This is a genomic window from Streptomyces sp. C1-1 (assembly GCF_050214755.1).
GTDB lineage: Bacteria > Actinomycetota > Actinomycetes > Streptomycetales > Streptomycetaceae > Streptomyces.
Map to the genome: position 1 here is coordinate 8,861,421 of NZ_CP189826.1, position 12,418 is coordinate 8,873,838.

At 72.8% G+C, this 12,418-nt stretch carries 14 protein-coding genes; 7 read left to right on the forward strand and 7 right to left on the reverse strand.

Features of this window, described 5'->3' with window-relative positions:
* Positions 1–18: 18 nt before the first annotated feature.
* From ACQF4J_RS40260 to ACQF4J_RS40270, 3 genes are all read right to left on the reverse strand, one after another.
* Positions 19–672 (reverse strand): hypothetical protein, encoded by a 654-nt coding sequence (locus ACQF4J_RS40260; protein ID WP_351564248.1) that lies wholly within the window; start codon positions 670–672, stop codon positions 19–21.
* Positions 673–804: 132 nt separating this feature from the next.
* On the reverse strand, positions 805–2,643 hold the full coding sequence (locus ACQF4J_RS40265; RefSeq protein WP_351802734.1) for a glycoside hydrolase family 15 protein: 1,839 nt from the start codon (positions 2,641–2,643) through the stop codon (positions 805–807).
* Between the two features lie 146 nt (positions 2,644–2,789).
* A complete protein-coding gene (locus ACQF4J_RS40270) occupies positions 2,790–3,569 on the reverse strand; it encodes a DeoR/GlpR family DNA-binding transcription regulator (protein ID WP_351564245.1) in 780 nt (259 codons plus the stop codon).
* A gap of 121 nt (positions 3,570–3,690) precedes the next feature.
* Here ACQF4J_RS40270 and ACQF4J_RS40275 point away from each other — a divergent pair, with 121 nt between their 5' ends.
* Positions 3,691–4,572: an SIS domain-containing protein gene (locus ACQF4J_RS40275; RefSeq protein WP_427168025.1), complete on the forward strand. Its 882-nt coding sequence runs from the start codon at positions 3,691–3,693 to the stop codon at positions 4,570–4,572.
* Between the two features lie 25 nt (positions 4,573–4,597).
* Positions 4,598–5,446, forward strand: a complete 849-nt coding sequence (locus ACQF4J_RS40280) for a class II fructose-bisphosphate aldolase (protein ID WP_427168026.1) — start codon at positions 4,598–4,600, stop codon at positions 5,444–5,446.
* Here the strand turns inward: ACQF4J_RS40280 and ACQF4J_RS40285 are convergent, their stop codons facing one another.
* A complete protein-coding gene (locus ACQF4J_RS40285) occupies positions 5,447–6,589 on the reverse strand; it encodes a methyltransferase (protein ID WP_427168027.1) in 1,143 nt (380 codons plus the stop codon). It lies immediately after the preceding gene.
* 360 nt (positions 6,590–6,949) lie between these two features.
* Here ACQF4J_RS40285 and ACQF4J_RS40290 point away from each other — a divergent pair, with 360 nt between their 5' ends.
* The 5 genes from ACQF4J_RS40290 to ACQF4J_RS40310 are packed head-to-tail and all read left to right on the forward strand — an operon-like array spanning position 6,950 to position 10,147.
* Entirely contained in the window at positions 6,950–7,591 is a 642-nt protein-coding gene (locus ACQF4J_RS40290) for an alpha-ketoglutarate-dependent dioxygenase AlkB family protein (protein WP_427168674.1), read from the forward strand.
* Positions 7,592–7,627: 36 nt separating this feature from the next.
* Positions 7,628–8,881 carry an ROK family protein gene (locus tag ACQF4J_RS40295; protein WP_351564233.1) on the forward strand — a complete coding sequence of 418 codons (1,254 nt, stop codon included), beginning with the start codon at positions 7,628–7,630 and terminating at the stop codon, positions 8,879–8,881.
* Between the two features lie 10 nt (positions 8,882–8,891).
* On the forward strand, positions 8,892–9,347 hold the full coding sequence (locus ACQF4J_RS40300; protein ID WP_427168029.1) for an RpiB/LacA/LacB family sugar-phosphate isomerase: 456 nt from the start codon (positions 8,892–8,894) through the stop codon (positions 9,345–9,347).
* A gap of 12 nt (positions 9,348–9,359) precedes the next feature.
* Positions 9,360–9,575 (forward strand): hypothetical protein, encoded by a 216-nt coding sequence (locus ACQF4J_RS40305; protein WP_427168030.1) that lies wholly within the window; start codon positions 9,360–9,362, stop codon positions 9,573–9,575.
* A gap of 44 nt (positions 9,576–9,619) precedes the next feature.
* The gene (locus ACQF4J_RS40310; protein ID WP_351802740.1) at positions 9,620–10,147 is read left to right on the forward strand and encodes an SMI1/KNR4 family protein; all 528 of its coding nucleotides are present in this window, start codon (positions 9,620–9,622) and stop codon (positions 10,145–10,147) included.
* Positions 10,148–10,181: 34 nt separating this feature from the next.
* On the opposite strand, the gene ACQF4J_RS40315 is transcribed toward ACQF4J_RS40310, so the two are convergent.
* From ACQF4J_RS40315 to ACQF4J_RS40325, 3 genes are read right to left on the reverse strand one after another with little or no spacing between them, the layout of a single operon-like run.
* A complete protein-coding gene (locus tag ACQF4J_RS40315) occupies positions 10,182–11,090 on the reverse strand; it encodes a phosphotriesterase family protein (protein WP_351802742.1) in 909 nt (302 codons plus the stop codon).
* Positions 11,087–11,671 (reverse strand): DUF4865 family protein, encoded by a 585-nt coding sequence (locus ACQF4J_RS40320; RefSeq protein ID WP_351564224.1) that lies wholly within the window; start codon positions 11,669–11,671, stop codon positions 11,087–11,089. Before ACQF4J_RS40320 ends, ACQF4J_RS40315 begins: the two co-directional genes overlap by 4 nt.
* 11 nt (positions 11,672–11,682) lie before the next feature.
* Complete coding sequence (locus ACQF4J_RS40325; RefSeq protein ID WP_351802744.1) at positions 11,683–12,258, reverse strand: TetR/AcrR family transcriptional regulator; 576 nt, start codon at positions 12,256–12,258, stop codon at positions 11,683–11,685.
* Between the last annotated feature and the right edge of the window lie 160 nt (positions 12,259–12,418).

The following is a 12,418-nucleotide window of genomic DNA, read 5'->3' on the forward strand; positions in this document are numbered from 1 at the left end:
GGATGATCTGCCCCGAGGTTACGCGGGCACCGCCGATCGGGCACCGGTCGCGCTGCGGTAGGTGGAGATGCCCACGGCCAGCAGCCACCAGCTGAGGATCGCGCCCATCAGGGCGGTCGTGCCCCAGCCGTTCGCGGCGTAGAAGTGCGCGGGCGTGTTGCCGAAGAACAGCGACGGAACGAACGCCAGGTTGATCACCGCGAGGGCGTAGGCCGACCTGCCGACCCAGCGCGGCAGCAGCCCGGTGCGTGTGACCACGTAGCCCAGCGTGCCGAGGAAGAGGCCCGTCAGCAGCCGGGAGATCGAGCCGTAGAGGATGTACGTTCCGCTGACCGTGATCGTCGGGTCGACCGGGCGGTCGGCGGCGATGACCGCTCCGGCCTCCAGCCCCGAGGAGACCAGGGCGATCGTCGCGTAGACGAGTCCGGTGGTGAAGGCGATCGCGCCCGCCCACTCGTAGTCGGGGCGGGTGCGCCTGACCAGTTCGCGGAAGGCGGTCACGAACACCACCAGGGCCGTGAGTCCGACGATGCCGAGCAGCAGCCGGGACAGCACGTTCGCGTCCGGCGGCGGCCCCGAGTAGACGAAGTACAGGGGTACTTCGACGATGAGCGCGACCGCGGCGACGACGCCGGCGATGCCGGTCAGGCGCCTGGCGAAGACTTCGTTCATGGGTGGTCCCCCGAGCTGCGACGACGGATGAGGCGTCGGCCGTTGTGCCGACGTCATGAATCCTGTCGCTCGCGCGGTCCGCCGTCCCTGGGTCTGGACACCGGATGCGGGGTGGTGTCACCTACACCCGCGTCAGCCCAGCGCCTTGTCCAGGTTGAAGGCCGCGCTGATCAGCGCCAGATGCGTGAACGCCTGCGGGAAGTTGCCCTGTTGCTCCCCGGTGTGGCTGATCTCCTCGGCGTACAGACCGAGATGGTTGGCGTACGTCAGCATCTTCTCGAACGCCAGGCGTGCCTCGTCGACCCGCCCGGCGTGGACCATCGCCTCGACGTACCAGAACGAGCAGATGGAGAAGGTGCCTTCGTCGCCGCGCAGCCCGTCGGGGCTCGCCATCGGGTCGTAGCGGTAGACGAGCGAGTCGGAGACCAGTTCGTGGGTGAGGGCGTCGAGCGTGGACAGCCACTTGGGGTCGGTCGGCGCGATGAACTTCGTCAGCGGCATCATCAGCACCGCCGCGTCCAGCACATCGCCGCCCTCGTGCTGCACGAAGGCCTGCCGGCGGTCCGACCAGCCCTCTTTCATGATCCGCCGGTAGATCGTGTCACGGCTCTGGCGCCAGCGCGGCAGGTCGGCCGGCAGGCCCCGGCGGTGGGCCATGCGGATGGCCCGCTCGATCGCCACCCAGCACATCAGGCGCGAGTACAGGAAGTTCTTGCGGCCGCCGCGGGTCTCCCAGATCCCCTCGTCCGGCTGGTTCCAGTGCTCGCACACCCAGTCCACCAGGCCGCACACGTCGTCCCACTGGTCGCTGGAGATGGGCTTGGCCCATTTGTCGTAGAGGTAGATCGAGTCGATGAGCGCTCCGTAGATGTCGAGTTGGAGCTGCGCGGCGGCGGCGTTGCCGATCCGGACCGGCGACGAGCCGTGATGGCCCTCCAGATGGTGGAGTTCGGCCTCGGTGAGGTCGGTGCGGCCGTCGATGCCGTACATGATCTGCAGGGGGCCGGAGGGCCTGCCGTCGCCCGGACTGATGTGCCGGGTCACGAACTTCATGAACGCCTCGGCCTCGTCGGTGAAGCCGAGCCGCAGCAGCGCGTACACGCAGAAGGCCGCGTCGCGCACCCACACGTACCGGTAGTCCCAATTGCGTTCGCCGCCCAGCTGCTCGGGCAGGCTCGTCGTCGGCGCGGCCACGATGGCGCCGGTGGGCGCGTAGGTGAGGAGCTTGAGGGTGAGCGCCGAGCGGTGCACCATCTCCCGCCAGCGGCCCCGGTACTTGGAGGCCGACAGCCAGCGGCGCCAGTACGTCACCGTCGTGTTGAACTGCTCCTCGGCCTCGACCTTCGCGCAGCGGCGCGGCTCCACGTCGCCGCCGACCTGGTCCAGCGCGAACACCGCCGTCTCGCCCTCGGACAGCTTGAAGTCGGCCCGCGCGTCCAGGCCTTCGGCCTCCAGCGGCACGGTCGACGTCAGGGCGAGGGAGAGCTCCGCGGACTCGAAGACCGCGACCTCGCCGGCCATGCGCACGGTGTGCGGCAGGGTGCCGTAGGCGAAGCGGGGCGCGACCCGGATCCGGAACGGGATGGAGCCGCGCACGCACACCACGCGCCGGATCAGCCGGTGTCGCTCGGGCTCCCCGAACCCGTCGTCGACCGGCATGAAGTCCTGCACCTCGCCGACGCCGTCCTCGGTGAAGAAGCGGGTGATCAGGACGTTGGTGTCGGGGAAGTAGAACTGCTTCGTCTTCGCCGGCACGGATGCGGCCAGCTCGAAGGAGCCGCCCCGCTCGGCGTCCAGGATCGCCGCGAAGACGCTCGGCGCGTCGAAGGCCGGGCAGCAGTACCAGTCGATGGTGCCGTCCGTGCCCACCAGGGCCACGCTGCGCAGATCGCCGATCAGCCCGTGTTCGGCGATCGGCAGATACCGGCCGGCGGCCGTCGGGACGTCCTGGTCGATCGCTCGTGCGCCCATCGCTGCCTCCCGCACCCGACACGCATCCCGGCACTCAGCCTAGGCGGAAACGGGGACGGCGGCGCGGGGATCGTGGCACCCCGTCGGCGAAGGTGCCGGCGATCGCCTCGACGGTCCGGCCCCCGCCGTTGCCGTGGCGCGCCGGGTCAGACCGCGAGGACCTCGACGCCCGCCTCCTCGAACCGGCGGACCTCCTCCGGGTCCGCCGCCGTGTCCGTCACCAGCGTGTCCACCGCCCCGGCCGCGCAGATCCGGGCGAACGCCCGCTGCCCCAGCTTGCTGGAGTCGGCGGCGACGACCACCCGCTCGGCGCGTTCGCACAGCAGCCGGTTGATGGCGGCCTCGGCCTCGTCGTGCGCCGCGGCCCCGTGCGTGACGTCGAAGGCGACGACGCCGAGGACCGCCACGTCGACGGTGATCTGCCCGAGCACGCCGTCCGCGAGCGGCCCGATGAGCTCGTACGACTGCGGGCGCGCGACCCCGCCGGTCACCACGATCTTGAACTGGGGGCGTACGGCGAGCTCGTTGGCGATGTTGAGCGCGTTCGTGACGACGGTGAGCGCGGGGGAGCCGGAGGCGAGGTCGCCGCGCACGGCGAGGGCGCGCGCCACCTCGGTCGTCGTGGTGCCGCCGGTCAGCCCCACCGCCTCGCCGGGCGTGATCAGCCCCGCCACCGCCTTCGCGATCCGCTGCTTCTCGGAGGCGTGCCGGGCCGTCTTGTAGCGCAGTGGCAGCTCGTACGACACCCCGTGCACCACCGCGCCGCCGCGGGTGCGCACCAGCATCTGCTGTTCGGCGAGCTGGTCGAGGTCGCGCCGGATGGTCGCCGCGGAGACCTCCAGTTCGGCGGCCGCCTCCTCCACGTCCAGCCGGCCCCGCTCGACCAGCAGCTCCAGCAGCGCCTTCCAGCGGGCGTCGCGCGACATCGGCCCTCCCTTCCTCGATCTCCCGGCGACCCTAGCGCACCCCGAACGCGCTCGAATGCTTGATTGTGCTCGAAACCTCGCTATATCTTGCAAGAACAAGCATAGAGAGGGAGGGTGCGGCATGACGCACGTCGAGGACGAGCTGACCAGTCAGCCGGAGTGCTGGACACGGGCCGCGGAGCAGGCGCCGCGGCACGCCGAGGTGCTCCCGGCGCCGGGGGAGCGGGTCGCGATCGTCGGTTGCGGCACCTCGTACTTCATGGCACAGGCCGCCGCCGCGCTGCGCGAGTCGGCGGGACAGGGCGAGACGGACGCCTTCGCCGCCTCCGAGTTCCCCCGCGGCCGCTCCTACGACCGTGTCCTGGCCCTCACCCGCTCGGGTACCACCACCGAAGTCCTGCACCTCCTGGACGAGTTGGGCGGACGCACCCGCACCACCGCGCTCACCGCCGACCCGCACACCCCCGTCATGGGGGCGGCCGACGACGTCGTCGTCCTGGACTTCGCCGACGAACGGTCCGTCGTCCAGACCCGGTTCGCCACCACCGCGCTCACCCTGCTGCGCGCCCACCTCGGCCTGCACACCGACGCCGCGGTCGCCGACGCCCGCACCGCGCTCGCCCGCCCCCTGCCCGAAGGGCTCGTCGACTGCACGCAGTTCACCTTCCTGGGCCGCGGCTGGACGGTGGGCCTGGCCAACGAGGCCGGACTGAAGATGCGCGAGGCCGCGCTCGCCTGGACCGAGTCCTACCCGGCGATGGAATACCGGCACGGCCCCATCAGCGTCACGACCCACGGCACGGCCACCTGGATGTTCGGCGAGGCACCCGAGGGCCTGGCCGAACAGGTCCGCGACACCGGCGGGCTGTGGATCGCGGGCGACCTGGACCCGCTCGCCGAACTGGTCCGCGCCCAGCGCCTCGCGGTCGCCGTCGCCGCATCCCACGACCTCGACCCGGACCGGCCCCGCCACCTCACCCGCTCGGTGATCCTCGCCCCCTGACGCACCTGATCGAACGGGAGAAACCGTGCCCCTCGTCACCACCGGCGAACTGGTCACCCGGGCCGCCGCCACGCACTCCGCCGTCCCGTCCTTCAACATCATCACGCTCGAGCACGTCGAGGCCGTCATCGCCGGCGCCGAGGCCGCCGAGGCCCCCGTGGTGCTCCAAGTCAGCGAGAACGCCGTCAAGTTCCGCTACGGCCGACTGCTCCCGCTGGCCCGCGCCGCCGTCGCCGCCGCCGAACGCGCCGCGGTTCCGGTGGCGTTGCACCTCGACCACGTCCAGAGCGACGACCTGCTGCGCCAGGCGGCGGACGCCGGCTTCAGCTCCGTCATGTACGACGCGGCCCGCCTGCCCTACGAGCGCAACCTCACCGCGACCCGGGCGGCGGCCGACTGGGCGCACGCCCAAGGCCTGTGGATCGAGGCCGAGTTGGGCCAGGTGGGCGGCAAGGCCGGGCAGCCCGCGCTCGACGCCCATGCGCCCGGCGCCCGTACCGACCCCGACCAGGCCCGCGCCTTCGTCGCCGACTCCGGCGTGGACGCCCTCGCCGTGGCCGTCGGCAGCACGCACGCCATGACGACCCGCACCGCCACCCTCGACCACACCCTCCTCAAACGCCTCTCGGCCGCCCTGGACGTGCCCCTGGTGCTGCACGGCTCCTCCGGCGTGCCGGACCACGAGCTCGTCGCGGCCGTCGCGGGCGGCATCTCCAAGGTGAACGTCGGCACCGCCCTCAACATCGCGATGACGGGCGCGATCCGTGACTTCCTCGCCGCGCATCCCGAGGCGGTCGACTCGCGCAAGTACCTCGGCGTCGGCCGGGAGGCGATGGTGAAGACGGTGACCGGCATCATCCGGACGCTGACCTGATCACCGCTTGACGGCCCGGAGCACCACGAACTTCGGGTCGCTCGCGACCAGCCGGCTGTTGCCGAACAGCCGCTTGAGCTTGACGTGGTAGCCCAGGTGCCGGTTGCCGACCACCCACAGTTCGCCGCCGGGCCGCAGCACCCGCTTCGCCCCGGTGAACATCCGCCACGCCGTGGCGTCCGTCGTCGCCTGGTGGGAGTGGAACGGCGGATTGTTGAGCACCAGGTCGACGCTGCCGTCCGGCACCCCCGCCAGCCCGTCCCCGACCCGGAACTCGGCGTGCCCCGGCACCCCGTTCGCCCGGTACGTGGCCTCCGCGGAGGCCACCGCCTGGAACGACTCGTCCACGAACAGCACTTCGGCGCCCGGGTCGGCGACCGCCACGGCCGTACCGACGACCCCGTTGCCGCACCCGAGGTCCACCACCCGGCGGGCGCCCGGGGCGGGCAGGTGCCGCAGGAAGAAGCGGGTGCCGATGTCCAGCCGGTCGGCGCAGAACACGCCCGCGTGGTTGACGACCGTGCGCCCGGAGACCGGACCGATGTCCTCGGGCAGCGCGTAGCTGTACGGCCACGGGTCGGCGGGCCGTTCCAGCGACGGATCGGGCGTGCAGAAGATCAGCCGGGCCTTCTTCACCGCGAGGGAGGTGCGGGTCGGCCCGAGGATCCGCTCGAACAGCTCCAGCGTCGAGGTGTGGATCTCCTTCACCATGCCCGTGCCGACGACGACCGTGCCCTCGTGCACGGCGGGCGCCAGCCGCAGCAGCTGGTCCTCCAGCAGCGCGAGGCTCTTGGGCACCCGCACCAGCAGGACGTCGACCCGCTCCGGCGGCGCGTCCTGGGTGGTCAGCAGGCGTACGGCGCCGGTCTCCACGCCGTTGCGCGCGAGATTGAGCCGGGCGGCCTCCTGTGCGAGGAAGGAGTCGGTGATCTGCGTGGGCCGGTGCTCGGCCAGCGCCGTGACCAGGGCGCCCCAGCGGTCACCGAGGACCACGACCGTGCCGGACAGCGGGACCTTCTCCTCGGCGAGGTGGGCGAGCAGATACTCGTCGGAGGCGTCCCACGCGCGCAGCCTCTCGCGCGGATCCTCGGGGAAACGGGTCAGCGCGAACTCGCCCCAGGGCGTCGTCATACGGTCGTTCATCGTGCGTCCAGGCTAGCGGAACCGCAGGTCATCCCAGGTCGGGAGGCCCGGCACCGTCCGTTCGCACCGGCCTGAGCCCGGAAAGCGCCGTTCACGTCGCGGATGCCGGCGCCGAAGGGCGAACAGCACCTTGTCAGGGGTTCGGGAACTGGATCAGGATGGCATGACCGAGTCAATACAGGGGGTCTCGGGTGACAGCAGCGGCCCTGCGCCGACAGAGCACGACCGTCCCGTGAGCCACGCCGACGCGCTCCTGACCCTCGGATCACTGCTCACGCTCCACGTCCTGTGGTTCACCACCCGTCGGCGCGACCGCCGACGCCGTCGCCACAGCTGAGCGGATGGAGCAGGATGGCCGGTATGGAAGCCGAGCTGTTCCCCAGACACCGGGCCGAGATCGCTCCCGGCGCCGTGCACCTGCCGGACTGGCTCGACGACGGGCGGCAGCGCGAACTGCTGGAGGCCTGCCGGGAGTGGGCGCGACCCCCGGCCGGACTGCGGACGGTACGGGTACCCGGCGGGGGCACCACGTCCGCCCGCCAGGTCTGCCTCGGCCTCCACTGGTACCCGTACGGCTATGCCCGCACGGTCGTCGACGGCGACGGCGCACCCGTGAAGCCGTTCCCCGAATGGCTCGGCGAGCTGGGACGGCGGGCCGTCGCCGACGCGCTGGGTGCCCCCGGACCGCCGTACGACATCGCACTGATCAACTTCTACGACGGCGACGCCCGGATGGGCATGCACCGCGACAGCGACGAGAGGTCGGACGCGCCGGTGGTGTCCCTCAGCCTCGGCGACACATGCGTCTTCCGCTTCGGCAACACCGAGACCCGCGCCAGGCCCTACACGGACGTGGAACTGCGCAGCGGTGACCTGTTCGTGTTCGGCGGGCCCTCCCGGCTCGCCCACCACGGGGTCCCCCGGGTGTACGCGGGCACGGCGCCGCCCCAGTTGGGGCTGTCCGGACGTCTGAACATCACGCTCCGGGTCAGCGGCCGATAGGCGGCCGTGACTGCGGATCATGGGAGACTCGCCCTCATGAGCGGCAAGGCGGACCCCCGGCCGGCGGGGGAAGGGACCACCTCGAGGACGCGGCTTGACCGGGGGCGCGGTGCGCTCGGGCCCGCGTTGGAGCTCGTGCACACCGGACGCGCGCCCACCCGGGCCGTCCTGACCGCCGAGCTCGGGGTCACCCGGGCGACGGCGGGGGCGGTCGCCGCCGAACTGGAGGCATTGGGGCTGATCCGGGTCGACGCCCGGCCCGGCGCGGCGGCCGGCTCGCAGGGCCGGCCCTCCCACCGGCTCGCGGTCGCCGACGACGGGCCGGTCGTGCTCGCCGCGCAGGTCCACGCCGACGGCTTCCGGGCCGCGCTGGTCGGCCTGGGCGGCCGGATCGTGGCCACCGCGCCCGGCTGCGAGACCGTCGACGCCGACCCGGCGAAGGTCCTCGGCTCGGTGGTGGAGGCGGGCACGGACCTGCTGCGCGCCACCGGACGGCGCTGCGTCGGCGCCGGACTCGCCGTCCCGTCCGCGGTCGCCGAACCCGACGGCCTGGCCCTGAACCCCCTGCACCTGGCGTGGCCCGTCGGCGCGCCGGTCCGCCGGATCTTCGCCGAGTGCGTGCGCGCGGCCGGTATCACAGGGCCGGCCTTCGCGGGCAACGACGTCAACCTCGCCGCCCTCGCCGAGCACCGGCACGGCGCCGGCCGCGGCGCCCGGGACCTGCTGTGCGTGGCCACCGGGCACCGGGGCGTCGGCGGCGCTCTGGTCCTCGACGGCCGCCTGCACACCGGCAGTTCGGGCCTGGCCCTGGAAGTCGGCCACCTCACCGTCAACCCCGAGGGCCGCCCCTGCCACTGCGGCAGTCGCGGCTGCCTCGACGTCGAGGCCGATCCGCTGGCCCTCCTCACGGCCGCCGGCCTGGACCCGGGCCCCGAGGTGTCCCTGCTCAGACAGGCCGACGACCTGGTCCGCGAGCACTACGACGACCCGGCCGTCCGCACGGCCGCCGAAACCCTCATCGACCGCCTCGGCCTCGGTCTCGCGGGCCTGGTCAACATCCTCAACCCCGACCGCATCATCCTCGGCGGCCTGCACCGCACCCTCCTGGACGCCGACCCCGACCGGCTGCGCGCCGTCGTCGCCGACCGCAGCCTGTGGGGCCAGAGCGGCGGAGTGCCCATCCTGGCCTGCACCCTCGACCACAACAGCCTCGTGGGAGCGGCGGAGTTGGCCTGGCAGCCGGTCCTGGACGATCCGCTGGGAGCGCTCGCCCAGGCAGGGGGGAGCTAGGCTCGTCGGCATGCGGATCTCCGTCTCCTCCGACATGGACGAACCCGTCGCCCGCGCCCTCCTCACCGAGCTGGGCCGGCGCGGCCACGAGGTCACGGCCCACGGCGCGCTCAGCCCCGGCGACGACCCGCAGTGGGCCGCCTGCTCGGAGGCGGCGGCCCGGGAGGTCGCCGCCGGCCGGGCGGACCAGGCGGTCGTGTGCTGCTGGACCGGCACGGGCGCGTCCATCGCCGCGAACAAGGTGCCTGGGGTACGGGCCGCGCTGTGCACGGACGCCTACAGCGCGGACGGCGCCCGCCGCTGGAACGACGCCAACGTCCTCGCGCTCAGCCTGCGCCTGACCTCCGAGCCACTGCTGAAGGAGATCCTCGACGCCTGGTTCGCCGCCGCGGCGAGCGAGGACGCCGAGGACCGCGAGAACGTGGCCCGCGTCGAGCGACTCGACGCACACAGAACCGCGCTCTGATCCGGCGTGTTCGTGGCCACCATGGTCGACAACTGTTCCCGTACGGCCCGGCTCGGCGCCCGCCGCTGGGGCCCCTGCTTCCAGCCCGCGTACGAGCAGAACGCCGACCCCGCCCCCGAACACCCGGCAGATGACGCCCTGTTGGCGTCCTTCGACACCCATCCGGTGCACGAGGCCCTGGCAGCGGCGGCGAAACCGCGCCCCTGCGCGGACATCTCCGTCGCCTGAGCGGGGCCGGGGGCGTTGTCAGTGCCGGCCGCTAGCCTGCGGGCATGATCGAGACAACGGACGACTCCCGCCGCTTCCCGCCGGCACTGGCCGACGTGGCCCTGGTGGAGTTCGACTACGACGACGGCGAGGGCGTCGACTTCGAGCCGTACGGCGCCTTCGACTCCGCCGAGGAGACCACCGACTGGCTGCGCCACTGGACCGGCAACCACGAACTCGACGGCGATGCCTACCGGGTCTTCGGCCAGGACGGCACCGGCGGCCTCGCCGCCCTGTGGTGCGTACGGCCCGGCCGGCCGCTCGTCGAGCAGCCCGTGGTGTTCTTCGGCTCCGAAGGCGAGCGGGGTGTGGTGGCGGCGAACCTGTCCGACTTCCTGTGGGTCCTCGCCGACGGCCTCGGGCCCCTGGAGATCGTGGATTTCGGGCAGCGCGAGGGCCGGCCGAACCCGGCCCTGGCCGAGCTCGCCGAGCGGCACGCCACCACTGCCCGCCGTTCCGCGGGGGAGATCGTGGACGAGGCGCGGGCCGAGTTCCCCTCCTTCTCCGACGACATCGACGCCCTCTGCCGCTGACCCCGCCCAGGAGGGGGAGTCCCCACGTCCCGGCTCAGCGCCACGGCACGGCGAACGCCCGGCCGGGGTTCTCCGTCAGGACGCGGTCCATGAGCTCCTCGCCCAGCTCCAGCGCCAGCCGCGGCCGGACCCTGCGCAGCAGATACGGCATGCCGGGGCCGCCGTCGACCGACCGGGCCCCGGCGACCACGGTGTCCCCGCCGAGCAGCAGCCGATGCCCGAAGCCGGCCTCGGCCAGGTCCCGCACGGCCCGCGGCATCCGCCAGTCGGTGGAGTGGTGGGCCTGCGACGGGCCGTCGAAGGCGAGATACGCGCCGGCTTCGGCGGCCTGCCGCTGGACGACCGGGTCGGGGGAGCGGTTGAGGTGCCCGAGGATCACCCGGTTCGGCTCCACCCCGAGCCTGCCGCACAGCAGGTCGAGGACGTCCAGCGCTCCGGTCCCCAGCTCCAGGTGCACGGCGATGGCCGCCCCGGTGGCGTGATGGGCCTCGGCCGCCGCGGTCATCGTCCAGCGGGCGTGCGCGTCCAGCGCGTGGAAGCCGCCCGCCACCTTGATCAGTCCGGCCCGCACCCCCGAGGTGCCGATTCCCTGTGTGAGCTCCGCGACGAACACCTCGGCGAGCCCGCCGCGCAGCTCCTCCACCAACTGCGCGCTGTAGTGCGCCGCTTGGTGCAGACCGGTCGCGCACACCACGTGCACCCCCGAGGACCGGGACAGGTCGGGCAGGTCGGCGGCGCGCCGCCCCATGCCGTACGGCGTCCACTGCACCACGGTGCCGCCGCCCACCGCCCGGAAGGCGGCCAGCTCGGCCCGGGCGGCCGCCGCGTCGTTGAGCTCCTGGCCGGGCAACCGGGGGCTGCGCAGGAACAGATGGTCATGGGCGTCGCACACGCCCAGCTCCTCGGGAGGCACGTCCCCGAGCACCGTACGGACCGAACTCACCACTGCCGGCCCCCCGGCAGGACATCGCGCCCCGGCGCGGACAGGTGCAGCACCTGGAAGACGTCCCCCTCCGCCTTGGGCGTCCGGTGCTCCCACAGCGAGAAGTGCACCAGCTCCCAGCGGCTGGTGTCCACGGCGGCCGCCGCGAGCACGGCCCCGTCCTCGCCCGCCAGCCGCCCGACCTCGTCCGTCGCCTCCGTCACGACATCGGCCGGCACGACGCCGTCCGGTACGCGCCGACGCCGGCGCACCGCGATGCGCGCCGCTCCCGAGGCGGCCGTGCCCTCGGCGTACGCGAGCCCCGACCACTGGCGCACCGACGGCCGCCCGAAGTCGTCGCTCAGCCCCTGGAAGGCCCCTCCCCAGAGGAAGGAGTTCATGCCCTCCACGCTGTTCCACAGGTAGAACGGCGCGTACTGGTTGACCGGCGAGCCGTCCACGCCGCGCTCGCGCAGCAGGTAAGCCTTGATCCCCAGCCCCTCCCAGTCGTCCAGCAGATGCCCGATCCGGGCGACACGGGCGCGGATGATGTCCGTGTCGTAGTCGGCGGGGAGGGTCAGCTCGTACTGCATGGCGTGCATCGGATGCCTCCTCAGGCGGGTCGCGGGGCAAGCAGGGAGAGCAGTCCTCGGACACCGGCGTCGAAGTCGGCGGGGGAGCCGGAGGCGCGGGCGAGCACATAGCCGCCCTGGACCGTCGCGAGGACGGCCGCGGCGATCTGCTCGCCGTCCAGCGAGGGCGCGAACTGACCGAGTTCCTTGCCCTCCTCCACGATCCCCGCGATCAGTTCGCGGATCGCGTCCAGCGTCTCGTCGACCGGAGCGCGCAGTTCGGCACTGGCGACGACATCCGGGTCCATCGTCAGCCGTCCCACCGGGCAGCCCCGCAGCACGTCGCGCTCGCGCAGCAGATACGCCTCGATGCGCTCGTACGGAGTCCCCGGCCCGCCCAGTACTCCCTCGGCGGTGGCCCGCAGCTCCGCGGCCGTCCGCCGGATCGCCGCCAGCGCGAGGTCGGGTTTCCCCTTGAAGTGGTGGTACATGCTGCCCTGCCCGGCGCCCGCCCGCTCCAGGATCGCCTTGGGGCTCGTCCCCACGTACCCGCGCTCCCACAACAGCTCACGCGTGGACTCCACGAGTCGGTCCGCAGTGCTCTCCGAGGTACTCATGCACGCACTGTACATACTAGTAGTTACAGAAGTCGAGGGCATAAGGGAGCAGCGCCCCAGCCCGCCGGTACTCCCCGGGAGGTATAGGAACTGCCGCTGGCCGTACGACGACCCGGATACCCTGCCGCCGCCAGTCTCGAGACATCACCACCGGCAACCA